We start from the raw sequence: 24,565 nt of genomic DNA on the forward strand, positions 1-24,565 counted from the left end.
CCGGGTTTAGCGAAACGGCATGACGGGCATACTGTGTCGCCCGTTATGTCGGGTGGGCGGCGGCGTGCTGCCCGCCAGCCATTTTGGGAAATCACGCAGCGGCATTGGCTTTGCGTACAAAAAACCTTGCAACAAATGTACGCCGTGTCGGCGCAAATGCTGAGCCTGCGCCTGGGTTTCAACGCCTTCCGCCACCAGTTCTATATTCAATTTTTTCCCCAAAGCGATAATGATGTCTGTGACGGTTGAGTTCACGGCGTCTGTTCCTATGGCCGAAGTAAATGATTTATCGATCTTCAGCACATCCGGGCGTAGTTTTTCCAGCCAGGAGAGCGAGCTGTTACCGGTACCGAAATCATCAATCGCCAGTTTTACGCCAAGCCGATTTAATTCGCGTACGACCCGATAATCCACATCCAGTAACGCATCGCGTTCGGTCAGTTCGATAACCAACTGCTGGATTGGGTGCTGGCTGAACCAGTACTGATTAAGATCTTTTAGCAGCGTGCCGTTACGAAAATGGCTGGCGGCGACATTAATCCCAATATGAAACTGACTGCTCATCGGGAAAACGTGTCTTTGCTGAATGGTTTCTGCGATGACATGACGGGTTAGCGGCACAATCAGGTTGTGCTCCTCAGCGATGGGAATAAACACTTCCGGAGAGATCCAACCCTGGCGTGGGTTATTCCAGCGTAGAAGAATCTCCACGCCCATGCATTGCTGGGTTTGCGCATTAAGCAGCGGCTGGCAAAATAGCTCGAATTCCCGAGCAGCAAGGGCCAGATTAATCTCCCAGGAAAAACTCATTCTGCTGGCAGTCGCCAGCCATGCCAGGTAGCCCACTAATAAACTCAGGATCACCGCCAGCGGCAGCTGTGTTGGCAGATGTTTAATCGCCAGTTCACTGGGACCGGGGCCGGTGACGCTAATGGTAAACGGGAAATGTTGAGATGACAGCTGGTAGCGTTTTTCATCATTTAGCTTAGGCAGAGTATCGACCACACCTTGATCATACAGTAGATGCCGATTACCAACGGTTAAGCTGGCATCGGTGATCTGCGGCGGCTGGGGTTCAAGCAACATAGACGACAATAAATCGATATTGACGATTTCCAGCACGCCATCTTCACCATCGGCAGAGGATGGATACCATTGCGTCAGAATCGGGCTGCCTTTTATCAGTGAATGGTCAGTAGACAGCAGCAGTTGCGGTTCCCGGCTGGGTAATTCGGGCTGTAGTTGACGAATGGGGACATTGCGATACCCAAAAATGCTGGAGCAATAGAGGATCCCGCTTTGAATCAGATTAATAGAACGCACCGTTTGCAGTCTTGCGGCATGTTTGCTTAACGGTAAACGTGCCACTGAGCAGGGGAGGCCAATTAACGGCAGCAATACATCACGTCCGGTCTGCAAGGGTAAAAGCACGTCATCCAGTTCTTCTACAGCATGGTTGGCAAAGGTGACGATATTTCGGTGATTTAAATTACGCTCCGAAATAAATCGAACAGTTAATGTGAGGATGAGCGTCAGTAGTGCACATACTGTGCAGACGATTAAGCGATTCCGGCGATAATTTTTAATGATCCGTTGTGCTGTTTGCATGCGGGCCGCCCGATAAGCCGTTGGTCACAGAAGCCAACAGCAACAGAGCAAGTGTAGTGGGGAAAATTACAGTAGACGAGGGAGAGGGGGCAAATTCGCCCATCCGTCGCAGATGGGCGAAAACTAAGTATTAGTCACATTGAACTTTGATTGCCAGGCCACCGCGTGACGTTTCGCGGTATTTGGCGTTCATGTCTTTACCTGTTTCGTACATGGTCTCAATGACTTTATCCAGCGAGACGCGCGGCGCGCTGGTACGGCGCATTGCCATACGCGCAGCGTTGATCGCCTTCACTGAAGCAATGGCGTTACGCTCAATGCACGGAACCTGTACCTGACCGGCAACCGGATCGCAGGTTAAGCCGAGGTTATGTTCCATGCCGATTTCGGCAGCAACACACACCTGCTCAGGGCTCGCGCCCAACAGTTCAGCCAGACCAGCGGCAGCCATGGAGCAGGCTACGCCCACTTCACCCTGACAACCTACTTCTGCACCAGAGATTGAGGCGTTCATTTTGTACAACGCGCCAATTGCACCGGCCGCCAGGAAATAGCGGGTATAGATATCTGGGCTGACGGACTCGATGAAATGATCGTAATAGGCCAGTACCGCAGGCACGATACCGCAGGCACCGTTGGTTGGCGCTGTCACTACGCGACCGCCCGCGGCGTTTTCTTCGTTAACGGCCAGCGCGAACATGTTCACCCAGTCGATCACGTTCATCGGATCGTTGGACAGCTTATCGCTGGAAACCAGCATACGACGCAGAGCTGAAGCACGACGAGGAACCCGCAGCGGACCCGGCAACACACCTTCGGTGTTCATGCCACGATCGATACAGGCCTGCATGGTTTGCCAGACGTGGCCAAAGTATTCTTCAATCTCTTTTTTGCTGTGCAGAGCAAGTTCGTTCTGCATCGCCATGCCAGAGAGAGACAGGCCGGTGCTGTTGCAGTACTCCAGCATTTCAGTCGCGGATTTGAACGGATAAGGCACGCTGACCTCGCCCGCGGCATCCTGACCAAAATGTTCTTCATCAACGATGAATCCACCGCCGATTGAGTAGTAGGTTTTGCTATAAATGACGGTTTCGCCATTGTACGCATGGATCTGCATTCCGTTTTCATGCAGCGGCAGGTTGCCGTTGTGAAAACGCATCCCGTCATTCTGCGGGAAATCCACTTCGTGCTGACCTTGCGCAAGCAGCAGGCGTCCACGCGTTTCTACGTCGCGGATAAATCCGGGGATGCTATCAATATCCACGGTAGCAGGCTCATTGCCCGCCAGACCCATAATAATGGCGATATCGGTGTGGTGACCTTTACCCGTGAGCGACAGTGAACCATACACGTCGACGGCGACACGAGTAACGCTGTCCAGTAATCCTTTTTCGACCAGGTCATCGACGAACTGTTTACCCGCCTTCATAGGCCCTACGGTATGGGAAGATGAGGGACCAATCCCCACCTTAAACATGTCGAATAGACTAATCACGATAATACTCCTACAGGGCGACTGGGCTTTCCAGTAACGATGTTATAACTGCGCATAGTGTAAGAGGGAACGCGGCGATCGGCTTAACTATTCACATGAATTAAACTAATAGATAACCGCGGTTTTACTAATGTTGTGACCTGAGTTTCAAGTTGTCTATGGCGCGCGTAAAGATAAGTATAGTCAGGGCTTGACGCCAATTTGCAGCGCCAGCTCACGAATTATTCCGGCAGTCATTCCCCAGACGAAATATTGCTCATACCAGGAAAGCCATACGCGATGTGAATCGCCACGACGGTAAATATCCAACGGGTGGTAACGACCTAAATGCAGGGCCTGGGCCAGCGGCATTTCGAACACTGCTGAAACTTCATCTTCACTGGCGCGATACGGCAGATTAGGCGGGATAATGCCTACCACTGGGGTGACCTGGAAACCGGTCACGCTGTCGACCGGCGGCAGAACGCCGATCACTTCTACGCATGAAGGTGGGATCGCCACCTCCTCCTGTGCCTCGCGAAGGGCGGCGGCAATTAACGAGGCATCACTGCTATCCACCGCCCCACCGGGGAAGGCGACCTGTCCGGCGTGCTTGCGCAGGTGAACGGAACGCTGGGTTAACAACAATCCCGGCTGTGGACGACGCACGACGGGGATCAGTACGGCGGCCTGGCGCTGGTTTAACGCGGCATGATTGACCTGCGGGCGCAGGAGTTGAAAGCGCGATAAAAAATCATCAAGCGTCAGGCTGCTGTATTCCACGTCTCAGTTCTCCAGTTGGTGCAAAATACGATTCACTTTATCAAATGTTTCCTGATATTCAGCGTCTTCCTGACTGTCCGCCACTATGCCGCCGCCAGCGGAACAATAAATTTGTCCGTTTGTGGCTGTCAGCGTGCGAATGGTGATGCTGGTATCCATATTGCCGCAGAAACTCAGATAACCGATGCTGCCACACCAGGCATTACGTCTTTGTGGCTCCAGTTCGTCAATAATTTCCATCGCCCGCACTTTCGGCGCACCGGTAATAGAGCCGCCGGGGAAGGCTGCGCGTAGCAGATCGGTGGCGTGTAATGACTCTGGCAGACGTGCGGTAATGGTGCTGACCAAATGATGAACGGCAGGGAACGGTTCGACGACAAACAGCTCCGGAACCTGTACCGAACCCGGTACGGCAACGCGGCCAATATCATTACGCATCAAATCGACGATCATCAGGTTCTCCGCACGATCCTTCGGCGAATTCGCCAGCCGCCGGGCCTGCTCACGATCGGCATCGGCATCTTCAAGCCTGGGCAACGTACCTTTAATAGGACGCGTCTGGATATGCTGGTTCTCCAGCAGAATAAAACGTTCCGGCGAAAGACTGAGGATAACGCCTTCCTCAAGACGAATAAACGCGCTGAACGGGGCGCGGTTAGCGTGATTGAGTTTGACAAATGCCTGCCACTCATCCCCCTCGTAATGCGCCTGAAAACGCTGCGCGAGGTTGACTTGGTAACAATCGCCGCTGTGCAGATAGCCCTGTACCTGGCGGAATTTTTCGCCGTACCGGGCGCGGCTCATATTGGACTGCCACGCCGAGGTCAATATAAACGGCTCACGCGTTGGCGGCTGTTGCGCGTCCAGCCATTTCAGGCGAGCCTCGACATCGGTATGGCTGAGCAGGGATACGGTCTGCAACTGGTGGTCAACAATCAGCGCCCAGTCGTAAATGCCAACGGCCATATCCGGTAGCGTAATATCGCGCTCAGCAATAGTCGGCAGATATTCAAAGCGTCGGCCAAGGTCGTAGCCAAACAGACCTAACGCGCCGCCCTGAAACGGCAGATCCGGGTGATACTCGGGGTGAATCTTGTGTGCAGCTAGCGCGGAATGTAATACCGTCATTGGATCATCAAGCGAGCGCGTGATTGCGTGCCCGTTCTGCACTACGGTCTCTTCAGCACGTGTAACCAACGTGGTGACGGGGTCCGCCACCAGAATATCAAAGCGGTTATGCGGATGGTCGGCTTGACCTGAATGCAACAGCATCGCCCAGGGCAGATGGCTTAATGTCGAAAAATAGCGTTCAGCGGCGTCCTGACGCCAGGGTAATGTGATTACTGCGGGAGATAACGTCTTCATCAGTCCTGACTCGTTGCTACTCTACTGGCTAACTGCCCGGTAGCATGAAATAATTAGCGCAGACAATTTAGCAGGAGTTAACAATGTTTGCAGGTTTACCTTCACTCAGTCATGAGCAGCAGCAAAAAGCGGTAGAGCGTATTCAGGAGCTGATGTCGCAGGGGATGAGCAGCGGACAAGCCATTGCTCTGGTTGCTGAAGAGTTACGCGCCAGTCATACCGGCGAGCGGATCGTGGCGCGTTTTGAAGATGAAGACGAATAACGCCGCTTAAACTGCAGCGATTATCTTAATCTCAACTTTGTATTTCGGGTTCATCAATCCGGCCTGAACGGTACAACGTACCGGCGCGTGGCCAGCAACGACCCACGCGTCCCAGGCTTTGTTCATGGCGGCAAAATCGTTTTTGTCTGCCAAAAATAGGGTGGCATCAAGAATACGTGACTTGTTGCTGCCTTGTTTTTCCAGCACCGCATCAATTTGCGCCAGCGTATTTGCCGTCTGCTCAAAGGCGTCTGCATCCAGATTTTCCGGCACGCCGGTGTAATACAGCGTGTTGTTGTGGATTACCACGTCGGACCAACGCGCTTCGGCATCAATGCGCACAATCGTCATAAATCATTCCTCATTTACGTTTTTTCATAATAGCTTTGGGTTGCGCCAAGACTGCCATAATGTTGTGCCCACGTCACCTCTTCAACTGGCGAAAGACCCGCTGGCCTGACATAATCCCTGTTCAAATGAACAGGGGGCAGTGTGACGGACGATTTTGCAGCAGACGGTCAGTTGGCTAAAGCGATACCGGGTTTTAAACCGCGAGAACCACAGCGGCAGATGGCCATCGCCGTCAGTCATGCCATCGAAAAATCACAACCACTGGTGGTAGAAGCCGGAACCGGAACGGGTAAAACCTACGCTTATCTTGCCCCAGCGCTGCGTGCCGGAAAGAAGGTCATTGTCTCCACGGGCTCGAAGGCGTTACAGGATCAGCTATACAGCCGCGACCTCCCGACCGTCGCTAAAGCACTGAAGTTCACCGGTAAACTGGCGCTGCTGAAAGGGCGTTCAAACTATCTGTGCCTTGAGCGTCTTGAACAGCAGGCGCTGGCGGGTGGCGACTTGCCGGTACAAACGTTAAGCGACGTCATCCTGCTGCGCTCCTGGTCAAATCAAACCCTTGATGGGGACATCAGCACCTGCGTCAGCGTGGCGGAAGACTCTCAGGCCTGGCCGCTGGTGACCAGCACTAATGACAACTGTCTGGGCAGCGACTGCCCGCTGTATAAAGAGTGTTTTGTCGTTAAAGCGCGTAAAAAAGCGATGGATGCGGATGTCGTCGTGGTTAACCATCATCTGTTTCTCGCCGATATGGTGGTAAAAGAGAGCGGGTTTGGCGAACTGATCCCGGAAGCTGATGTGATGATCTTCGATGAAGCGCATCAGTTACCGGATATCGCCAGCCAGTACTTTGGTCAATCGCTCTCCAGTCGCCAGCTGTTAGACCTGGCGAAAGACATCACCATTGCCTATCGCACCGAGCTGAAAGACACTCAGCAGCTGCAAAAGTGCGCCGATCGCCTTGCACAAAGCGCTCAGGACTTCCGCTTGCAGCTTGGTGAGCCGGGCTATCGCGGAAATCTGCGGGAACTGCTGGCCGACCAGCGCGTACAGCGCGCGTTTTTGCTGCTCGATGACACGCTGGAGCTGTGTTATGACGTGGCGAAGCTGTCTCTCGGGCGTTCGGCATTGCTGGATGCCGCGTTTGAGCGCGCCACGCTTTATCGTGCGCGTCTGAAGCGCCTGAAAGAGATCAACCAGCCAGGCTTCAGCTACTGGTATGAATGCACCTCCCGCCATTTCACCCTCGCGCTGACGCCGCTTACGGTGGCGGATAAATTCAAAGAAGTGATGGAACAAAAGCCGGGCTGCTGGATTTTTACTTCCGCGACGCTGTCGGTAAACGATGACCTGCATCATTTCACTGCACGACTGGGTATTGAAGATGCCGAGTCGATGCTGCTGCCGAGCCCATTTGATTACACGCGCCAGGCGCTGCTGTGCGTACCGCGTAATCTCCCGCAAACCAATCAGCCGGGGGCTGCACGCCAGTTAGCATCCATGCTGCGACCTATTATCGAGGCGAACAACGGTCGCTGTTTTATGCTGTGCACTTCGCACGCGATGATGCGCGATCTGGCGGAACAATTCCGCGCTACTATGACGCTTCCCGTACTGCTGCAGGGCGAAACCAGCAAAGGACAACTGCTACAGCAGTTTGTCAGCGCAGGTAATGCGCTACTGGTTGCCACCAGCAGCTTCTGGGAGGGCGTGGACGTGCGCGGCGATACGCTGTCGCTGGTGATAATCGATAAACTGCCATTTACCTCGCCGGACGACCCGCTGTTAAAAGCCCGAATGGAGGATTGTCGACTGCGCGGCGGCGATCCGTTTGAAGACGTCCAGTTGCCGGATGCGGTAATCACCCTGAAGCAGGGTGTAGGGCGTCTGATACGTGATGCTGACGATCGCGGCGTGCTGGTGATTTGCGACAATCGTCTGGTTATGCGGCCATACGGCGCCACCTTCCTGGCGAGTCTTCCTCCTGCGCCGCGGACGCGTGACATCGCTCGCGCGGTTCGCTTTCTTGCCATACCAACGACTGAGTAATTTGTTACGGAGTGTGGTAAGATGCGCGCCAAATTTATTGATCTGATCACAAACACCCATGCGAATTCTGGCTATCGATACCGCCACAGAGGCGTGCTCTGTTGCCCTGTGGAATGACGGTACTATCAAGGCTCTCTTTGAGCTTTGCCCACGAGAACACACCCAACGAATTTTACCGATGGTTCAGGAAATCCTGGCCGCTGGCGATCTCACGTTAACCGATATCGACGCCCTGGCGTTTGGTCGCGGTCCCGGCAGTTTCACCGGCGTGCGTATCGGTATTGGCATTGCTCAGGGGCTGGCGTTAGGCGCAAACTTACCGATGATCGGCGTCTCCACCCTGGCGACCATGGCACAGGGCGCCTGGCGTAAGTCGGGCGCGACTCGCGTACTGGCGGCGATTGACGCGCGAATGGGCGAAGTCTACTGGGCCGAATACCAGCGTGATGACAACGGTAACTGGCACGGTGAAGAAACCGAAGCGGTGTTAACCCCCGAGCAGGTACATGAGCGTTTATTGCAGCTGTCTGGCGACTGGGTGACGGTCGGGACGGGCTGGCCGGCATGGCCTGAGCTTGGTAAAGACAGCGGGCTGACGCTCAGCGATGGTGACGTGCTGCTTCCAGCGGCTGAAGACATGCTGCCCGTCGCCACGCAAATGCTGGCTGCGGGTGAGACCGTAGCGGTTGAACACGCTGAACCGGTTTATTTACGTAACACCGTGGCGTGGAAGAAACTTCCCGGTAAAGAATGAATCTTAGTAGTAGAACCCCGGCTAAGACGTACAGTCGTCAGTAAACAGCATTGTGATTATGCCGGGGCTGGCGCTAAGAAAAGGGAGTCGCAATATGGCGGTGCAAAAGCAGTTATTGAAAGGTGTGTTGGCGGGGGCCTTAGCGTTAATGCTTAGCGGCTGCGTCACCATCCCGGATGCGATTAAAGGTTCGAGCCCGATGCCGCAGCAGGATCTGGTGCGGGTGATGAATGCGCCGCAGCTGTATGTCGGACAGGAAGCGCGTTTCGGTGGCAAAGTGGTGGATATTCAGAACCAGCAGGGAAAATCCCGTCTGGAAATTGCCACCGTTCCGCTCGATAGCGGTGCACGCCCCGTGCTGGGTGAAGCCTCTCGTGGGCGGATTTATGCTGATGTAAATGGCTTTCTCGACCCGGTAGATTTCCGTGGTCAGTTGGTCACCGTCGTCGGCCCGATAAGCGGTACGGTGGACGGAAAAATCGGTAATACGCCGTATAAATTCATGCTGATGCAGGTAACTGGTTATAAACGTTGGCATATTACTCAGCAGATTGTCATGCCGCCTCAGCCTATCGACCCTTGGTTCTACGGTGCGCGTGGCTGGCCTTACGGCGGCTACGGCGGATGGGGCTGGTACAATCCCGGCCCGGCACAGGTTCAGACCATAGTAACAGAGTAACTCTTTGTTTTATTGGTAAAAGAAACAGCGGCTCGTCCGCTGTTTCTGCATTAACGTGGATATAAGAAAAATAAATAGTGACGTGCTTCGCAACCTTGTCGTTGTGTAATAAACAAACTGGTACGCTGAGTTAATATTATGTTAACAGTTTGTTTATTGCCTGGGGTTGTGATGACGACGAATACGCATTTTAGAGGTGATGTATTGAAAAAGGTTTGGCTTAACCGTTATCCCGCTGGTGTTCCTGCGGAGATCAATCCTGACCGTTATCAATCCCTGGTGGAACTCTTTGAACACTCAGTAAGACGCTATGCCGATCAGCCCGCGTTTGTAAACATGGGGGAGGTGATGACCTTCCGCAAGCTTGAAGAGCGTAGCCGTGCGTTTGCCGCTTATTTACAACAGGGGCTCGGGCTGAAAAAGGGCGATCGCGTCGCGCTGATGATGCCGAATCTGCTGCAATATCCGGTCGCACTGTTTGGGATTTTACGTGCCGGCATGATCGTCGTGAACGTGAACCCGTTGTATACGCCTCGCGAGCTGGAACATCAGCTCAACGATAGCGGCGCGTCGGCGATTGTCATCGTGTCCAACTTTGCACATACGCTGGAAAAAGTGGTCGACAAAACGTCGGTGCAACACGTGATCCTGACGCGTATGGGCGATCAGCTGTCGACCGCCAAAGGAACGTTGGTTAACTTTGTCGTGAAGTACATCAAGCGCCTGGTGCCGAAGTATCACCTGCCGGATGCCATCTCGTTTCGCAGTGCGCTGCAAAACGGCTATCGCATGCAGTATGTGAAACCCGAAGTGGTGTCGGAAGATCTGGCGTTCCTGCAATATACCGGCGGGACAACCGGCGTGGCGAAAGGCGCGATGCTCACGCACCGCAACATGCTGGCTAACCTGGAGCAGGTTAACGCCACCTACGGCCCGTTGCTGCATCCGGGCAAAGAACTGGTGGTAACGGCTCTACCGCTGTATCACATTTTTGCGCTGACGATGAACTGCCTGCTGTTTATTGAGCTGGGTGGTCAAAACCTGCTGATTACTAACCCGCGTGATATCCCAGGACTGGTCAAAGAACTGGCGAAGTATCCGTTTACCGCGATGACCGGCGTAAATACGCTGTTTAACGCGCTGCTGAATAACAAAGAGTTTCAGCAACTGGACTTCTCGTCACTGCACCTTTCAGCAGGTGGCGGAATGCCGGTTCAACAGGCGGTAGCTGAACGTTGGGTGAAGCTGACGGGGCAGTATCTTCTGGAAGGTTATGGCCTGACGGAGTGCGCGCCGCTGGTGAGTGTCAACCCTCACGATATTGACTACCACAGCGGAAGTATCGGTTTACCGGTTCCCTCCACTGAGGTCAAGCTGGTGGACGACGACGACAACGAAGTGCCGCCGGGAGAACCGGGTGAGCTGTGTGTGAAAGGTCCACAGGTGATGCTGGGCTACTGGCAGCGACCAGACGCCACTGACGAAATCATCAAAGACGGCTGGCTGCACACCGGCGATATTGCGGTGATGGATGATGAAGGCTTCCTGCGTATTGTCGATCGTAAGAAAGATATGATCCTGGTGTCCGGCTTTAACGTCTACCCTAATGAAATTGAAGACGTGGTTATGCAACACCCTGGCGTGCAGGAAGTGGCTGCGGTTGGGGTTCCGTCCGGCAGCAGCGGTGAAGCGGTGAAAATTTTCGTAGTGAAGAAAGATGCCTCGTTAACCGATGACGCACTGGTCACTTTCTGTCGTCGTCACCTGACGGGCTATAAAGTACCAAAGCTGGTGGAGTTTCGCGATGAGTTGCCGAAATCTAACGTTGGTAAAATTTTGCGACGAGAATTACGTGACGAAGCGCGTGCCAAAGTGGACAATAAAGGCTGAGCGTTAAGTCAGCCAGTAGAAAACGCCGGGAAATCCGGCGTTTTTTTTGGCGCAAACCTAAGAGAGCACGATTTGAATTATCAAATGATCACCACGGACGACGCGTTGGCCACGCTGTGCGAAGCCGTCCGTGAATTTCCGGCGATAGCCCTGGATACAGAATTTGTTCGCACGCGTACCTATTATCCGCAGTTGGGGCTGATCCAGCTGTTTGATGGCAAACACGTTGCTCTGATTGATCCGCAGGGGATCACCGACTGGTCGCCGCTGCGCGATATTCTGCGTGATACTGCCATCACCAAATTCCTGCATGCAGGTAGCGAAGATCTGGAAGTGTTTCTCAACGCTTTTGGCGAACTGCCGCAGCCGTTGATTGATACACAAATTCTGGCTGCTTTTTGCGGTCGTCCGCTGTCGTGGGGGTTTGCCGCGATGGTGGAAGAGTTTACGGGGGTGGCGCTGGACAAAAGCGAATCCCGCACCGACTGGCTGGCCAGACCGCTGACCGAGCGTCAGTGTGAGTACGCGGCGGCTGATGTCTGGTATCTATTACCGATCACCACAAAACTGATGGTTGAAACTGAAGCCAGCGGCTGGCTGCCAGCCGCACTGGACGAATGTCGCTTAATGCAGCAGCGTCGCCAGGAGGTTCTGGCGCCTGAAGACGCATGGCGCGATATCACTAACGCCTGGCAGTTGCGTACTCGTCAGTTGGCCTGCCTGCAACTGCTTGCCGACTGGCGACTGCGTAAAGCGCGTGAGCGCGATCTGGCGGTGAACTTTGTGGTGCGTGAAGAACACCTGTGGGCGGTCGCTCGTTATATGCCAGGGAGTCTGGGTGAACTGGACAGCCTCGGGCTTTCCGGTAGTGAAATTCGCTTCCACGGCAAAACGCTGATTTCTCTGGTAGAAAAAGCGCAGGCTTTACCGGAAGAATCACTGCCACAGCCGCTGCTGAATTTGATGGATATGCCTGGATACCGCAAAGCGTTTAAAGCTATTAAGGCGCTGGTTGCCGAGGTAAGTACTGAGCATAATCTTAGCGTCGAACTGCTGGCTTCACGCCGTCAAATCAACCAGCTACTCAACTGGCACTGGAAATTAAAGCCGCAGCAGACCCTGCCGGAGTTGGTTTCCGGTTGGCGTGGCGAACTGATGTCCGATCGTCTCAACGCGCTGCTGCAGGAATATCCGCAGTAAGTCACCAGGCTCGCCGGGTTGCGCCATTGCTAACCCGGCCTGCGCAACGCTACAAATCAAGCACCAGGCGCTTACCTTTGGCGCGTGAGCAGCAAATAAGTATGCTTTGCTGGCTGGCTTTTTCGTCGTCGCTGAAATACTGATCGCGGTGATCCGCTTCCCCTTCAAGAATCGTCGTTTCACAGGTGCCGCAAACACCTTCCCGGCACAGGCACTCAACGCGCGCGGCTTTGTTATTTTCGATAACCTGCAAAATGGTCATCTCTTCCGGGACCACAAACTCGCGTCCTGAACGCGCCAGAATCAGGGTAAAGGCATCACCGCTTTTATCTTCCAGCGCAAATTGTTCGAAATGTAGCGTATTGCTGTCCAGTCTATGGAGGGAAGCCGCTTCTCTGACGGCATCGTTGAGCACTGCTGGCCCGCAGGTGTAAATATGTGTGCCGGGTTCGACATCGGCCAGCAGGCGAGATAAATCAAGGCGGGTCCCTGCGCTTGACAGATGCAGATGAATACGATCGACGCTGGGGTGCTGCAGGAGTTCGTCATAAAACGCGCAGTTGTCCTGACTGGGAGAGCAATAATGCAGTTGCCATTGCGCCTTAGAGTGTTCCAGTTCCGGGATATGCGATAAAAACGGTGTGATGCCGATACCTCCAGCAATCAACAGATGTTGTTGTGCCTGAGGAGCGAGGGCGAACAGATTGTTTGGTGTGGAGATCGTGAGCGTGTCGCCGGGTTTCACGTTTTGATGCAGATATCGTGAGCCGCCTTTGGATGCTTCCTCCAGTCGTACGGCGATTTGCCAGGCGCTCGTATCAAAGGGTGAACTCATCAGCGAGTAAGCATTGCTGTACAGATTCTCGCCATCGCGCATCTGCACGATAATATGGCTGCCACCCTGAAACGCGGGCAACGGCTCGCCTGATGTCGCCGTTAAGGTAAAGCGTTTTACCTGCGCGGTAATCGTCTCAATCCGGCTGACCCGGACTTCTTGCATTTGATAATCAGACATTGCGGCACTCCCTAAAAAATCTGTCCGGCGCGGCTTAACGATGCGCCGGAACCTGTCGTTACAGCCTCTGGTTATTCCTGAAACACCTGCGCGACCAGATTATGGAAATGGGCAATGCCATGTTCGGAGATACCGCTGCCGCTGGTGTCGGCCATAATGCGGCCCTGACCGCGATACCCGCGCGATTTCAACCCTTTTTGGACGCTTTCAACCAGACGTAAATCTTCAGGGCGGAAGACGTTGCGATACCATTCGATCAGTTGTTTCTGCTCTTCGGTCAGCTCTTCGTTGGTGAAGTAGATGTCATAGTTTTGCAGCGTAGTTTCTGCATCCACTGGAAATTCGTAGATAACGGTCATCATGCCTTTGATTGGCGTAACGTTGAGCATGGTGCACGGCCACAGCCAGAAACCGTGGAAGGCGGCATCAACACCTTCTTCGAACTTAAATGACTGCTCTGACGGTTTGGCGAAACCGTATTGTAGCGTCCAGTTGCCGTGCATAGTATGCCAGTAACGATCAACCTGAACCGAGTCGGAAAAACCAGGGTGAGCCGGGCCGCAGTGGTAGCACTCCAGATAGTTATCGACAATATTCTTCCAGTTGGCTGGAGTTCGGGTCGTAAAGCGCGCCGCCAGCTTCAGGTCATGCACATCAGGGCAGGCTTCGATAACTTTGTCTGCAAGACCTGGGAGTTGCTCTTCCACGCTGCCCGCGTTCGGATCCATGTTGATAAACACGAATCCGGCATATTCTTCCAGCCGTACCGGGGTGAGATGTGCTTTCTCACTGTCGAAGTTGGCAACGTTTTCGCAGTTACGTGCATGCGCCAGGTTACCGTCAAGCTTGAATGCCCAGGCGTGGTAAGGGCAGGTAATCACATTTTTCGCTTTCCCTTCGCCGCTCAACAGCTGATGACCACGATGCGGGCAAACGTTGTAGAACGCGCGCAGCACGTTATCGCGACCACGTACCAGCACGATGTTCTCGCCAATCACTTCCCGGGTTACATAGTCATTGGGTTTCGCCAGTTCGCTACTGTGGGCGACGCAAATCCAGCTCTTAGCGAACACTTTCTCCTGCTCGTGCTCGAAGGCCTGATGGTCGGTATAGAACCGGGCAGGGATAGTCCAGGCGTCCTGTGGGTTGGCACAGAAATTTTGCGGCAGAATAAACTCAGGGCTCAGATTGCTCATTGGAATACCTTTAATTTGTGAGTAAGAGGATTTTTTACTGGCGCTTAATTGTCGCCTTTGAGTAATGTCGCGGCCGGTGGTGTGACGGGGACGTCCACTGGCGTTTCGGGGAGATGACCTTCAATTTGATGTGCAGGAACGTGGGCATAGTCCTGCCGTACCCAACGAAGAAAACCGCCAACCTTCACCAACAGAATGGCGAGGAAGGGAAGTGCGGTCAGAACCACCGTGGTCTTCATGGTTTCCAGGGACGCGCCGGTGAACAAAATTGATAATGGGATCAGGGTGATGACCACGCACCAGAACAGACGTAAGCTACGCTGCGGATCTTCCCCTTCCTGCAGGTTACGCGTGCTGGTGGCCGCCATGGTGTAGGCGACGGCATCCATATGCGAGGCGAGAAAAATAATCATGATCGCCAGATACGCCACCAGGAACAGTTTCCCGGCAGGCAACGACATCAACACTTGCTGTACGGCTGTTTCGCCGCCTAACGTGGCCATAACCTGCGGTACGTCGATCACACCGTTCACAAATTGGTGAATGGAGTAGCTTTCCATCACGCCAAAGAAGAACCAGCAGCCAACGGTACTACCCAGGATTAACGCCCAGATAACCTCTTTGATTTTGCGGCCTCGGGATACGCGAGTGACAAACATTGCCACGCCAGGGGTGTAGGAGATCCACCACAGCCAATAGAACACCGTCCAGTTGCGGGTGAACTCACCGTTGCCTAGCGGGTCGGTGAACAGACTCATCTGCAAAAAGTTTTGTGTCGTCAGACCGATGGCGTTAATGATGTTGTTGGTGATGAACTCGGTCGGGCCGACAATCAGCACCAGCAGCGGCAGTAAAAACGCCCCCCAGCCGACCATTTTGCTCAAACGTTGCAAGCCGTTGTTGATGCCAATCCAGGAGCTCAGACAGAAAATGCCGCCAGAGAACAGGATAACAAACGCCTGTACTGTGAAGTTATCCGGTAAACCCGTGAGAGCAGATAAACCACGGGTAAAGGTGGCGGCGGTGACAACCAGAGAGATGGTTAACGCGCCAACTGTGGCGATCAGGAACATCAAATCAACCAGCCGGCCCCAGACGCCCTGCGGATGCACGCCGGTGATAGCGGCGATTATTCCGGACAGGCTCAGCCCTTTGTTTTTCCGCACATGAAAGTGGTAGGCCATGGTTAATGAAGCCAGCGTATAGGTCGCCCAGGCGCTGATTCCCCAATGGAAAAAAGAGTAGGGTAAGCTGTATTCCAGCGCTTTTTGCGAGTGCGGAGCGATATTCAGACCTGGGGTCTGGTAATAATAGGCCCACTCAGCAACGCCCCAGTAGAGCGTGGAGGAACCTAGTCCGGCACAAATAAACATAAACAGCCAGGACAGCGTGCTGTATTCCGCTTTTCCTTCTCCCAGACGAATGTTGCCGTATTTGCTGGTGGCCAGCCAGACGACCAGACCCATCGCCATCAGAACGAGGATCTGCACGGCGGAACCCAGCATCCGGGTAACGCCGTTAAAAAGGGTATTTGCGACTTGTGCAGACTGCTGAGGGAAGAGACTAAGTGTGGCGGCGATGAAAAGAATAGCCACCAGACTGATGGCTATCAGCGGCATGTCTTTTTTCTTAACGTTGCTCAACATGGGATCTCCTGGGCACAGTTGCCCGCGTATGGCATTAGCCTGTCGTTGTTATCATGCTGTAGGGAATCAGTGATCTTGTATTTAACAATTTTATTATTTGTTCTTTACATGAATTAAACAATTGCTCGATGCGTGAAGCAATAAAACACAGAACGGAAATAATAAAAGGTGAATTGGCGCAGGTTATTGGCGCCATAAAAAGCATAAAAAAGCCGCGTCAGTGACGCGGCTCATATTCCGTGGTTTGACCTCTAACGCAATGCCCGAGAGATGGCCTCACCAACCTGTTGCGTGGTGGCAGTGCCTTTCATATCCGGTGTTTTCGGGCCGCTGGCAATAACCTGCTCAATTGCAGCCAGAATACCGTCGTGTGCGGCTTTATAGTTAGCATCACCGTTGCCAAGGAAGTCGAGCATCATGGCGCCAGCCCAGATAGTCGCTATAGGGTTGGCGATGTTCTTGCCGTAGATATCGGGGGCCGAACCGTGTACTGGCTCGAACAGAGACGGGAAGGTGCGTTCCGGGTTTAAGTTGGCTGAAGGCGCAATGCCAATCGTTCCGGTACAGGCTGGACCCAGATCGGAAAGGATGTCGCCAAACAGGTTGGAGGCAACCACCACGTCAAAACGCTCCGGCTGCATCACAAAGCGGGCGCAGAGTATATCAATATGCTGTTTATCCCAACGGATCTCGGGATAGTGAGCCGCCATTGCTTCTACACGCTCGTCCCAGTACGGCATGCTGATGGCCAGGCCGTTGGATTTGGTCGCCGAGGTCAGGGTTTTACGCGGGCGATTTTGTGCCAGCTCGAAAGCGTAACGCAATATACGATCGACGCCGCGACGGGTGAAGACCGACTCCTGGATAACCACTTCGTGTTCTGTACCTTCGCTTACGCGTCCGCCGAGTGAAGAGTATTCTCCCTCGGTGTTCTCGCGCACCACATAGAAATCAATGTCTCCAGGCTGCTTGCCAGCCAGCGGGCAAGGTACGCCTGGAAACAGACGTACCGGGCGCAGGTTGACATACTGGTCGAATTCGCGGCGAAACTTAAGCAGCGAGCCCCATAATGAGATGTGGTCCGGCACGGTGTCCGGCCAGCCAACGGCACCAAAATAGATAGCATCGAAGGATTGTAACTGCTCATGCCAGTCATCCGGCATCATCTTTCCGTGATAGGCGTAGTACTCGCAGCTGGCCCATTCCATTTGCTCAAAGCTGAGTGACAACCCCCAACGCTCGGCGGCTGCCTGCAACACCTGAATGCCTTCAGGCAGGACTTCTTTACCAATGCCATCTCCGGGGATAGCGGCAATACGACAGGTTTTCTTCATAGCAGCTCTCACTTGTACGCCATCAAAATTGACTTTCCCCGTATCCTATAATTGACTGATTAATAGTTAATCCCCCTAACTGGTGAAACATAAAACACAGATCATGAATAATCTGCCTCTGCTAAATGATTTACGCGTCTTTATGCTGGTTGCCCGTCGTGCGGGATTTGCCGCCGTTGCCGAAGAGCTGGGCGTATCTCCGGCTTTTATAAGTAAGCGCGTTGCCCTGTTGGAGCAAACGCTTAACGTGGTGCTGTTGCACCGAACAACGCGGCGCGTAACCATCACGGAAGAGGGGGAGCGGATCTACGAATGGGCACAGCGGATCCTGCAGGATGTCGATCAGATGATGGACGAGCTGTCCGATGCCAGGCAGATCCCGCAGGGGATGCTACGAATTATCAGTAGCTTTGGTTTTGGCCGCCGGGTGGTCGCTCCGGCGCTGTCTGCGCTGGCAAAAGAGTACCCGCAGTTAGAACTGAGGTTCGATGTTGAAGACCGTCTGGTAGATATGGTCAATGAGGGCGTCGATCTCGATATTCGTATCGGGGATGATATCGCGCCGAACCTGATTGCCCGCAAGCTGGCGACTAACTATCGTATTCTGTGCGCCTCGCCGGAGTTTGTGGCGCAGCATGGAGTGCCGAAACAACTGAACGATCTTTCTACTTTTCCCTGCCTGGTTATTAAAGAACGCGACCATCCGTTTGGTATCTGGCAAATGCGTAATAAAGAGGGCGCACACTCAATAAAGGTTACGGGGCCGCTGTCGTCTAACCATGGCGAAGTGGTACATCAATGGTGTCTGGATGGGCAGGGAATTGCTTTGCGTTCGTGGTGGGACGTTTGCGACAACATTGCCAGCGGACATCTGGTGCATATATTGCCTGAGTATTATCAACCCGCCAATATATGGGCGGTTTATGTCTCCCGGCTGGCGACGTCGGCAAAAATCCGTATTACGGTTGAGTATTTGCGCCGCTATTTTGCCGAAAACTACCCAAAGTTTACTTTGGAATAAATGCTCGATAGGTTAGTCAGAGACAGAAAATAAAAAAGGCAGAATAATCTGCCTTTTTCGTAACCATGATTTAGCGACAAAAGAGTTTATTTAGACTCTTCTGCTTCAGGTAATGTCACGTTAAGTTCGAGGATCGAAATATCGCCGTCTTTTTGTTCAAGTTGTACCGTGACCATTTCGGGATCAATTTGTACATACTTACAGATAACGTCGAGAATATCCTTACGCAGCTGCGGTAAATAATGTGGCTCGGCGTCACTACGACGACGTTCCGCAACAATAATCTGCAGTCGCTCTTTAGCGATGTTCGCTGTGCTCTTTTTCCGCGAGAGAAAAAAATCCAGTAATGCCATAACTTATCCTCCGAACAGGCGTTTGAGGAAACCTTTCTTCTCTTCTTCAATGAAGCGGAAAGGACGTTCTTCTCCCAACAGACGGTCTACGGTATCAGCATAGGCTTTACCGGCATCAGCATTGATGTCGAGAATAACCGGCTCACCCTGGTTAGACGCGCGCAGGACTGACTGATCTTCAGGAATCACGCCAACCAGCTTGATTCGCAGAATTTCCAGTACGTCTTCCATGCTCAGCATGTCACCTTTATTAACGCGGCCAGGGTTGTAGCGCGTCAGCAACAAATGCTCTTTAATTGGATCTTCACCGTTTTCCGCGCGACGAGATTTCGACGCCAGAATACCCAGTATACGGTCAGAGTCACGTACAGAGGAGACTTCCGGGTTGGTGGTAATAATCGCTTCATCGGCAAAATACAGGGCCATCAGCGCACCGGTTTCAATACCCGCCGGAGAGTCGCAGACGATGAAGTCGAATTCCATCGTTTTCAGATCGTCCAGAACTTTCGCGACGCCTTCACGCGTCAGCGCGTCTTTATCGCGAGTTTGTGAGGCCGGAAGAATAAAGAGATTTTCGGTACGCTTATCTTTGATTAGCGCCTGATTTAACGACGCATCGCCCTGAATAACGTTGACGAAGTCGTAAACGACGCGGCGTTCACAACCCATAATCAGATCAAGATTACGCAGGCCGATATCAAAATCAATAACGACAGTTTTCTTTCCCTTCTGGGCCAAACCTGTAGCGATGGCCGCGCTGGAGGTGGTTTTGCCAACGCCCCCTTTACCCGAAGTAACAACAATAATGCGTGCCATAGAAATTCCTTGTTAAAAAGGGATCAATTCAACGGTTGAACTGTCAAAGCGTTCTCTGCTAATTGCAGACGTGCCGCTTTGCCATAAAATTCTGCTGGGATTTTATCACTCAGCCAATAAACACCTGCGATAGACACCAGTTCTGCCGTCAGATGGGTACAAAAAATTTGCGCTTCCCGGTCACCGCTTGCGCCTGCCAACGCACGGCCTCTCATCATTCCATAAACATGAATATTGCCATCAGCGATAAGCTCTGCGCCTGCACTGACGTGGCTTGTAACAATCAGATCACATTGTGGTGCATAAATGCGCTGACCGGAACGAACCGGCACATTTATTAATCGTGTTTTTGTGATGGGAGTAACGTTTTGTGGCGGAGCGACGGGAGCCGGGGCCTCAACGGGCGCAGGACGAATAGCTTTTTCTTTACCTTCAGTCAGTAAAGGAAGACCCATTTCGTCGATTTCAGCCTTGAGTCTGGCGTCTTTGCATCCGCTAACGCCGATAATGCGCAATCCGGTAGACGCGACAACCTTCTGCAGCGCTGACCAGTTTACCGGGCTTTCAAGACCACTCACGTTAACCACTACGGGAGCATGTTTTAAAAAAGCAGGTGCCTGCGCGATTTTGTCTTCCAACGCCTGACGAATAACCTCGGGTTCTGCTTCATGTAAATGAACCACTGATAAGGTGAAGCTACTGCCTTTAAGCTCGATTGGCGTGTTTGACATCCTGGCCTTACTCAATTTGCTATTTATCATCCCCAGCGCGGGGTGATATTCCGAAGACTATAAGGCATGTTATAGTCAGTATTATATTGAGGCAAGCCACCATTCCGTGAATTCAGAGTAAAAGATATGTTTTGTGTGATCTACCGAAGCAGTAAACGTGACCAGACCTATTTATATGTCGAAAAAAAAGACGATTTCTCGCGAGTTCCTGAAGAACTGATGAAAGGATTTGGTCAGCCGACGCTGGCAATGATGTTGCCGCTTGATGGCCGTAAAAAGCTGGTTAATGCCGATCTGGAAAAAGTAAAACAGGCACTCACCGAGCAGGGCTATTATTTACAAATACCACCGCCGCCAGAAGATTTACTTAAACAGCATCTGGCCGCGACGAAACAAAATACACCAGACGATAAACGTTAAACTGCATCCGGCAGCAGCACGCCCCATCGATGCAGTACCTGAAATTGATAACTACGTTAGGGGAAAGTAATGTATCAACATCATAACTGGCATGGTGCTCTGCTGGATTATCCGGTGAGTAAGGTGGTTTGCGTAGGGAGTAACTATGCTAATCATATTAAAGAGATGGGCGGAAGTACCCCGGAAGAGCCGGTGCTGTTTATTAAACCGGAAACCGCGCTGTGCGATTTACGCCAGCCGCTGGTGATCCCATCTGATATGGGTTCGGTTCACCATGAAGTTGAGCTGGCTGTGCTAATTGGCGCGACCCTACGTCAGGCGACGGAAGAACATGTGCGCAAAGCCATTGCGGGCTATGGCGTCGCGTTGGATCTGACCCTGCGTGATATTCAGGGCAAAATGAAGAAGGCGGGGCAGCCGTGGGAAAAAGCGAAGGGCTTTGATAACTCTTGCCCGCTGTCAGGGTTTATTCCGGTGGCGGAATTTAATGGTGATCCTCAGGATACGATGCTCGGGTTAACGGTTAACGGTGAGCTGCGCCAGCACGGCACTACGGCGGATATGATCCATCACATCGTTCCTTTGATTGCCTACATGAGTCGTTTCTTTACCCTCAAAGCGGGCGATGTTGTGTTGACGGGGACGCCAGCGGGCGTTGGGCCGTTAAACAGCGGTGATGAGCTGGCTATCAGTTTTCATGGTCAAACGCTGACGACACGCGTGCTGTAATCTCTTCTTGCCGCCTTTTCGGGCGGCAAAACTTGCATCAGCGTGCCAGACTGGTTATAAGGTGCAGCTTTATTGCAATAGCGGATACCCTGATGAGCGACATACCTTTCTGGCAAAGTAAAACCCTGGATGAAATGACCGATGCCGAGTGGGAGTCATTATGTGACGGGTGTGGTCAATGCTGCCTGCATAAGCTGATGGATGAAGACACCGACGAAATCTATTTTACTAACGTCGCGTGTAAGCAGCTCAATATCAAAACCTGTCAGTGCCGTAATTACGAACGCCGATTCGAGTACGAGCCTGACTGTATCAAACTGACGCGCGATAATCTGCCTACCTTTGAATGGCTGCCGATGACCTGTGCGTATCGTCTGCTAGCGGAAGGTAAAGGGCTGCCGGAGTGGCATCCACTGCTGACGGGATCAAAAGCGGCGATGCACGGTGAACGTATTTCAGTACGTCATATTGCGGTGAAAGAATCGGAAGTGCGTGACTGGCAGGATCATATTCTGAACAAACCTTCATGGGCTGATTAACTCCATGAGGTTAAAGGATTTTGTTTCTACTCGTTTTGAGCATGGGGCATCTGTGGGGCATTACTTCCAAAATTAGCGTTCAATAATGCCAGTTGGTTGTCATTGTTGTCTGTCATCCATTTACCGTAAACGCTGTAAACCATCTGTGCGGACGTATGCCCCATTTGAGCTGCAATGAAGTTGGGGTTAGCCCCGGCGCTTAATGCCCAGCAGGCATATGTGTGTCGAGACTCATATGACTTGCGGTGGGGAATTCCGCTCCTTCTTAATATATTGTTCCACGTTCCAGAGAATGACCCGGGTGAGTACCATTCACCTCCCTTGCCATTCCTTGCCGTTAGCCTGGGAACAAAAACGAATGTGCATTCATCCCGGCGAGTTCTGCCAAACTCTCTTAGGTGAACGTCTATCTGGTGTTGTTTCCCCATTCTGGTATAAGCCATCTGGCTTTTTAGCGCCTCGATAGCCGGAGTGGTGAGGTTGATTGTCCGGTTCCCGCTTTCTGTCTTTGGCGGTGTGAAATGATTGGAAATGGCAAGGTTCCTGCTGATGCGAATCGTCCAGTTTTTAGTGTCGATGTCCTCCCATGCAAGAGCACATATCTCACCGTGGCGCATGCCAGTATTAAACGCAAGCTTCCAGAGGTTCCGTATCTGTTCGCATGGGCATTTCTCAAGAAAGCGATGGTATTCATCATGGGTAAGCGGCGACGGATCTGACTTGGACTTTTTGAGTGGAGTAACTGCAGCAAATGGTGATTTGCTTATGTACCCATTCAATACCGCAAAATCAAACATTCCCTTCATGCAGGTAACATAGACATTAACCGTCCTTACCGTCCTCCCTTTCTTCACTGACCTGTTTTTCTGGTGCGCACCGCATATCTGGTAGCCGGTCAGCAATTCCTTCCTTACGTTAAGCACATCCTCATGAGTTATAGAGTCAACCATCCGGCCGCCTCCGAGAATATCGGTTCCGATCGTGATATACGATACATATCGGAGATGGGCGTTAAGGGTTAAGTCCATCCTCTTAAGCTCCAGCCATTTAGCTGCCAGTTCAGCAACAGTTATCCCCGGCGGCGCGATATTGAATTTCTTCAGGTTGGGTGACTGTGGGAACTGTCTGGCGTAATCGAATGCACCCGTTTTTATAGCGAAACAAACAGAGGCGCGAAGCTCTCCAGCAATGCGCCTGTTCTTTGCAGTATCAACAACACCAAGGCTTTCCCTGACCCTTTTCCCGTTATATATGAACCATATGCGCAACGTGCCGCCGTGGTTCTCCACTCCAGTTGGATAACCAGACATAAAATCTCCTGCGTTAGTTTAGTGTGGAGGGTATTTAAGCAGATTTCTGGCGCGGGATCGCCGGTCGTTGACGTTCAACCCAATTATCGACTTCGTGTCGATTGTAGAGAATAGGGGAGTTCTCCTTTGGTTGACAGTCGCCGGAATAGTGGCGGTACTCTCGCCCCTCCATCCATGAATTTGTGCGTGCTGACTTGATCGCGTTCTTTGTTAGGCCAGTGATAGCCATTAGAACTTCTTCGGATACCCACTTGTTGGGCGTCAATTGGATAATGTCGCTCATGGTTTTCTCCAGGCAAAAATAAACCCCGACATGCGGGGTTTTTTCTTAATTAACTTGTTAATGCTTGCGGCGGGACGACTCGAAAGCCGTTGGTATTTCAATGGCAATTAGTTTCTTTTGCTTTTTCCCAGTAATTGCTTTAGCACCCATACAGTCTGTGCATGCGACGATTTTTGAACCATCCGACATGGTGATGCGTCTGCATTCTAGTCGCGTTTTATTACACCTTTCACAGCGACTTAATCCTTTTATAATCCGTCTGCTTACGGCTACTGGTTTTGACGGTTTGCTCTTCAGTTCAGACATAAAATCCTCCACAAGGATATTATAGCTTCAGAGCTGAGTTGGTCTGCTCATAACTGGCTATCAGTTGCGTCAGTCGTCTTCATCTTCTTGCACCAGAACAGTGTCATCTGGCACCTGAATGGAGAGGACGACGCTATATCCTTTCTCGTGCGTGCTGAACGATGTTTCCCACTGCGGGATAGGAACATCTTCATCAATCTGACAGACACCGATAGACCAACATCCGCTATCGGTGTAGGTAGCGATAACCTGCATCTCACCTTCAGCTGATCTCAGGTGATAAATCCCTGGGTGGCTGTAGCAGCCTATTTCCTCGCGAATGGCACCCTCGCACTCGAAAAGGTCGTCACTTGCGCCATAAAAACGTAATTCCTTCATATTCTCTCCTCATGCCGCCCGCATAGCGCGGAGGCGTTTTAAGTGCTCTGCTGTTTCAAGTTCGGCGCG

26 protein-coding genes are annotated in these 24,565 nt (G+C 52.4%); 10 read left to right on the forward strand and 16 right to left on the reverse strand.

The features are described 5' to 3' along the window. Window positions 1-6 precede the first annotated feature (6 nt). The 4 genes from JQN59_RS10250 to pabB form a co-directional block, all read right to left on the reverse strand. Window positions 7-1,608 (reverse strand): EAL domain-containing protein, encoded by a 1,602-nt coding sequence (locus JQN59_RS10250; protein ID WP_008785025.1) that lies wholly within the window; start codon window positions 1,606-1,608, stop codon window positions 7-9. 130 nt (window positions 1,609-1,738) lie between these two features. Further along, complete coding sequence (gene sdaA / locus JQN59_RS10255) at window positions 1,739-3,103, reverse strand: L-serine ammonia-lyase (RefSeq protein ID WP_003833765.1); 1,365 nt, start codon at window positions 3,101-3,103, stop codon at window positions 1,739-1,741. Between the two features lie 183 nt (window positions 3,104-3,286). Further along, window positions 3,287-3,865 (reverse strand): CoA pyrophosphatase, encoded by a 579-nt coding sequence (locus JQN59_RS10260; RefSeq protein WP_003020991.1) that lies wholly within the window; start codon window positions 3,863-3,865, stop codon window positions 3,287-3,289. Between the two features lie 3 nt (window positions 3,866-3,868). Continuing rightward, window positions 3,869-5,230: an aminodeoxychorismate synthase component 1 gene (gene pabB, locus JQN59_RS10265; RefSeq protein ID WP_188110090.1), complete on the reverse strand. Its 1,362-nt coding sequence runs from the start codon at window positions 5,228-5,230 to the stop codon at window positions 3,869-3,871. 83 nt (window positions 5,231-5,313) lie between these two features. Here pabB and JQN59_RS10270 point away from each other — a divergent pair, with 83 nt between their 5' ends. Further along, the gene (locus tag JQN59_RS10270) at window positions 5,314-5,493 is read left to right on the forward strand and encodes a YoaH family protein (RefSeq protein WP_003020986.1); all 180 of its coding nucleotides are present in this window, start codon (window positions 5,314-5,316) and stop codon (window positions 5,491-5,493) included. Window positions 5,494-5,499: 6 nt separating this feature from the next. Here JQN59_RS10270 and JQN59_RS10275 read toward each other — a convergent pair whose 3' ends face one another. Then, a complete protein-coding gene (locus tag JQN59_RS10275) occupies window positions 5,500-5,844 on the reverse strand; it encodes a RidA family protein (RefSeq protein ID WP_003020984.1) in 345 nt (114 codons plus the stop codon). A 141-nt stretch (window positions 5,845-5,985) separates the two neighbouring features. Between JQN59_RS10275 and JQN59_RS10280 the strand changes: the two genes are divergently transcribed. The 5 genes from JQN59_RS10280 to rnd all read left to right on the forward strand — a co-directional run bounded on the left by JQN59_RS10280 (window position 5,986) and on the right by rnd (window position 12,419). Continuing rightward, complete coding sequence (locus JQN59_RS10280; protein ID WP_003020980.1) at window positions 5,986-7,896, forward strand: ATP-dependent DNA helicase; 1,911 nt, start codon at window positions 5,986-5,988, stop codon at window positions 7,894-7,896. A 58-nt stretch (window positions 7,897-7,954) separates the two neighbouring features. Then, window positions 7,955-8,650, forward strand: a complete 696-nt coding sequence (gene tsaB, locus JQN59_RS10285) for a tRNA (adenosine(37)-N6)-threonylcarbamoyltransferase complex dimerization subunit type 1 TsaB (protein ID WP_057066805.1) — start codon at window positions 7,955-7,957, stop codon at window positions 8,648-8,650. A 94-nt stretch (window positions 8,651-8,744) separates the two neighbouring features. After that, window positions 8,745-9,329 carry a Slp family lipoprotein gene (locus tag JQN59_RS10290; RefSeq protein WP_003020975.1) on the forward strand — a complete coding sequence of 195 codons (585 nt, stop codon included), beginning with the start codon at window positions 8,745-8,747 and terminating at the stop codon, window positions 9,327-9,329. Between the two features lie 204 nt (window positions 9,330-9,533). Then, window positions 9,534-11,219, forward strand: a complete 1,686-nt coding sequence (gene fadD, locus JQN59_RS10295; protein ID WP_125362605.1) for a long-chain-fatty-acid--CoA ligase FadD — start codon at window positions 9,534-9,536, stop codon at window positions 11,217-11,219. An 84-nt stretch (window positions 11,220-11,303) separates the two neighbouring features. After that, window positions 11,304-12,419: a ribonuclease D gene (gene rnd, locus JQN59_RS10300; protein ID WP_057066803.1), complete on the forward strand. Its 1,116-nt coding sequence runs from the start codon at window positions 11,304-11,306 to the stop codon at window positions 12,417-12,419. A gap of 49 nt (window positions 12,420-12,468) precedes the next feature. Here rnd and JQN59_RS10305 read toward each other — a convergent pair whose 3' ends face one another. The 4 genes from JQN59_RS10305 to JQN59_RS10320 all read right to left on the reverse strand — a co-directional run bounded on the left by JQN59_RS10305 (window position 12,469) and on the right by JQN59_RS10320 (window position 17,610). Next, entirely contained in the window at window positions 12,469-13,434 is a 966-nt protein-coding gene (locus JQN59_RS10305; protein WP_149607422.1) for a PDR/VanB family oxidoreductase, read from the reverse strand. 71 nt (window positions 13,435-13,505) lie between these two features. Further along, window positions 13,506-14,630, reverse strand: a complete 1,125-nt coding sequence (yeaW, locus tag JQN59_RS10310; RefSeq protein ID WP_003833746.1) for a carnitine monooxygenase, oxygenase subunit YeaW — start codon at window positions 14,628-14,630, stop codon at window positions 13,506-13,508. 44 nt (window positions 14,631-14,674) lie between these two features. Then, window positions 14,675-16,276, reverse strand: coding sequence for a BCCT family transporter (locus tag JQN59_RS10315; protein WP_149607423.1), 1,602 nt, complete (start codon window positions 16,274-16,276; stop codon window positions 14,675-14,677). Window positions 16,277-16,527: 251 nt separating this feature from the next. Then, window positions 16,528-17,610: a tartrate dehydrogenase gene (locus JQN59_RS10320; RefSeq protein WP_149607424.1), complete on the reverse strand. Its 1,083-nt coding sequence runs from the start codon at window positions 17,608-17,610 to the stop codon at window positions 16,528-16,530. 103 nt (window positions 17,611-17,713) lie between these two features. Here JQN59_RS10320 and JQN59_RS10325 point away from each other — a divergent pair, with 103 nt between their 5' ends. Further along, window positions 17,714-18,631: a LysR family transcriptional regulator gene (locus tag JQN59_RS10325; protein WP_003833741.1), complete on the forward strand. Its 918-nt coding sequence runs from the start codon at window positions 17,714-17,716 to the stop codon at window positions 18,629-18,631. 86 nt (window positions 18,632-18,717) lie between these two features. On the opposite strand, the gene minE is transcribed toward JQN59_RS10325, so the two are convergent. The 3 genes from minE to minC are packed head-to-tail and all read right to left on the reverse strand — an operon-like array spanning window position 18,718 to window position 20,531. Beyond that, window positions 18,718-18,984, reverse strand: coding sequence for a cell division topological specificity factor MinE (gene minE, locus JQN59_RS10330; protein WP_003833739.1), 267 nt, complete (start codon window positions 18,982-18,984; stop codon window positions 18,718-18,720). Window positions 18,985-18,987: 3 nt separating this feature from the next. Continuing rightward, a complete protein-coding gene (gene minD, locus JQN59_RS10335; protein ID WP_003020956.1) occupies window positions 18,988-19,800 on the reverse strand; it encodes a septum site-determining protein MinD in 813 nt (270 codons plus the stop codon). A gap of 23 nt (window positions 19,801-19,823) precedes the next feature. Continuing rightward, complete coding sequence (gene minC, locus JQN59_RS10340) at window positions 19,824-20,531, reverse strand: septum site-determining protein MinC (RefSeq protein WP_003833736.1); 708 nt, start codon at window positions 20,529-20,531, stop codon at window positions 19,824-19,826. A gap of 126 nt (window positions 20,532-20,657) precedes the next feature. On the opposite strand from minC, the gene JQN59_RS10345 reads away from it, so the two are divergent. From JQN59_RS10345 to JQN59_RS10355, 3 genes are all read left to right on the forward strand, one after another. Further along, window positions 20,658-20,951 carry a YcgL domain-containing protein gene (locus JQN59_RS10345; protein ID WP_003833735.1) on the forward strand — a complete coding sequence of 98 codons (294 nt, stop codon included), beginning with the start codon at window positions 20,658-20,660 and terminating at the stop codon, window positions 20,949-20,951. A gap of 69 nt (window positions 20,952-21,020) precedes the next feature. Then, on the forward strand, window positions 21,021-21,680 hold the full coding sequence (locus tag JQN59_RS10350) for a fumarylacetoacetate hydrolase family protein (RefSeq protein ID WP_103014318.1): 660 nt from the start codon (window positions 21,021-21,023) through the stop codon (window positions 21,678-21,680). A 92-nt stretch (window positions 21,681-21,772) separates the two neighbouring features. Further along, window positions 21,773-22,219: a YcgN family cysteine cluster protein gene (locus JQN59_RS10355; protein ID WP_003020944.1), complete on the forward strand. Its 447-nt coding sequence runs from the start codon at window positions 21,773-21,775 to the stop codon at window positions 22,217-22,219. Window positions 22,220-22,245: 26 nt separating this feature from the next. Here the strand turns inward: JQN59_RS10355 and JQN59_RS10360 are convergent, their stop codons facing one another. The 4 genes from JQN59_RS10360 to JQN59_RS10375 form a co-directional block, all read right to left on the reverse strand. Further along, entirely contained in the window at window positions 22,246-23,529 is a 1,284-nt protein-coding gene (locus tag JQN59_RS10360; protein ID WP_149607425.1) for a tyrosine-type recombinase/integrase, read from the reverse strand. A gap of 34 nt (window positions 23,530-23,563) precedes the next feature. Next, window positions 23,564-23,812: an excisionase family protein gene (locus tag JQN59_RS10365; RefSeq protein WP_047500635.1), complete on the reverse strand. Its 249-nt coding sequence runs from the start codon at window positions 23,810-23,812 to the stop codon at window positions 23,564-23,566. Between the two features lie 57 nt (window positions 23,813-23,869). Beyond that, a complete protein-coding gene (locus tag JQN59_RS10370) occupies window positions 23,870-24,118 on the reverse strand; it encodes a hypothetical protein (protein ID WP_149607426.1) in 249 nt (82 codons plus the stop codon). 69 nt (window positions 24,119-24,187) lie between these two features. Next, on the reverse strand, window positions 24,188-24,496 hold the full coding sequence (locus JQN59_RS10375) for a hypothetical protein (RefSeq protein ID WP_149607427.1): 309 nt from the start codon (window positions 24,494-24,496) through the stop codon (window positions 24,188-24,190). Window positions 24,497-24,565: the final 69 nt, after the last annotated feature.

This window comes from Citrobacter sp. B72, assembly GCF_016894305.1.
Classification (GTDB): Bacteria; Pseudomonadota; Gammaproteobacteria; order Enterobacterales; family Enterobacteriaceae; genus Citrobacter; species Citrobacter portucalensis.

Bases quoted from the DNA above. Each gene is read 5' to 3' on its own strand.
- minD (WP_003020956.1), bottom strand. From the start codon at position 19,800: ATGGCACGCATTATTGTTGTTACTTCGGGTAAAGGGGGCGTTGGCAAA.
- yeaW (WP_003833746.1), bottom strand. From the start codon at position 14,630: ATGAGCAATCTGAGCCCTGAGTTTATTCTGCCGCAAAATTTCTGTGCC.
- JQN59_RS10325 (WP_003833741.1), top strand. From the start codon at position 17,714: ATGAATAATCTGCCTCTGCTAAATGATTTACGCGTCTTTATGCTGGTT.
- JQN59_RS10375 (WP_149607427.1), bottom strand. From the start codon at position 24,496: ATGAAGGAATTACGTTTTTATGGCGCAAGTGACGACCTTTTCGAGTGC.
- rnd (WP_057066803.1), top strand. From the start codon at position 11,304: ATGATCACCACGGACGACGCGTTGGCCACGCTGTGCGAAGCCGTCCGT.
- JQN59_RS10315 (WP_149607423.1), bottom strand. From the start codon at position 16,276: ATGTTGAGCAACGTTAAGAAAAAAGACATGCCGCTGATAGCCATCAGT.
- minE (WP_003833739.1), bottom strand. From the start codon at position 18,984: ATGGCATTACTGGATTTTTTTCTCTCGCGGAAAAAGAGCACAGCGAAC.
- JQN59_RS10320 (WP_149607424.1), bottom strand. From the start codon at position 17,610: ATGAAGAAAACCTGTCGTATTGCCGCTATCCCCGGAGATGGCATTGGT.
- JQN59_RS10360 (WP_149607425.1), bottom strand. From the start codon at position 23,529: ATGTCTGGTTATCCAACTGGAGTGGAGAACCACGGCGGCACGTTGCGC.
- pabB (WP_188110090.1), bottom strand. From the start codon at position 5,230: ATGAAGACGTTATCTCCCGCAGTAATCACATTACCCTGGCGTCAGGAC.
- JQN59_RS10355 (WP_003020944.1), top strand. From the start codon at position 21,773: ATGAGCGACATACCTTTCTGGCAAAGTAAAACCCTGGATGAAATGACC.
- tsaB (WP_057066805.1), top strand. From the start codon at position 7,955: ATGCGAATTCTGGCTATCGATACCGCCACAGAGGCGTGCTCTGTTGCC.
- JQN59_RS10305 (WP_149607422.1), bottom strand. From the start codon at position 13,434: ATGTCTGATTATCAAATGCAAGAAGTCCGGGTCAGCCGGATTGAGACG.
- JQN59_RS10250 (WP_008785025.1), bottom strand. From the start codon at position 1,608: ATGCAAACAGCACAACGGATCATTAAAAATTATCGCCGGAATCGCTTA.
- JQN59_RS10365 (WP_047500635.1), bottom strand. From the start codon at position 23,812: ATGAGCGACATTATCCAATTGACGCCCAACAAGTGGGTATCCGAAGAA.
- JQN59_RS10270 (WP_003020986.1), top strand. From the start codon at position 5,314: ATGTTTGCAGGTTTACCTTCACTCAGTCATGAGCAGCAGCAAAAAGCG.
- JQN59_RS10275 (WP_003020984.1), bottom strand. From the start codon at position 5,844: ATGACGATTGTGCGCATTGATGCCGAAGCGCGTTGGTCCGACGTGGTA.
- JQN59_RS10345 (WP_003833735.1), top strand. From the start codon at position 20,658: ATGTTTTGTGTGATCTACCGAAGCAGTAAACGTGACCAGACCTATTTA.
- minC (WP_003833736.1), bottom strand. From the start codon at position 20,531: ATGTCAAACACGCCAATCGAGCTTAAAGGCAGTAGCTTCACCTTATCA.
- JQN59_RS10290 (WP_003020975.1), top strand. From the start codon at position 8,745: ATGGCGGTGCAAAAGCAGTTATTGAAAGGTGTGTTGGCGGGGGCCTTA.
- JQN59_RS10350 (WP_103014318.1), top strand. From the start codon at position 21,021: ATGTATCAACATCATAACTGGCATGGTGCTCTGCTGGATTATCCGGTG.
- JQN59_RS10370 (WP_149607426.1), bottom strand. From the start codon at position 24,118: ATGTCTGAACTGAAGAGCAAACCGTCAAAACCAGTAGCCGTAAGCAGA.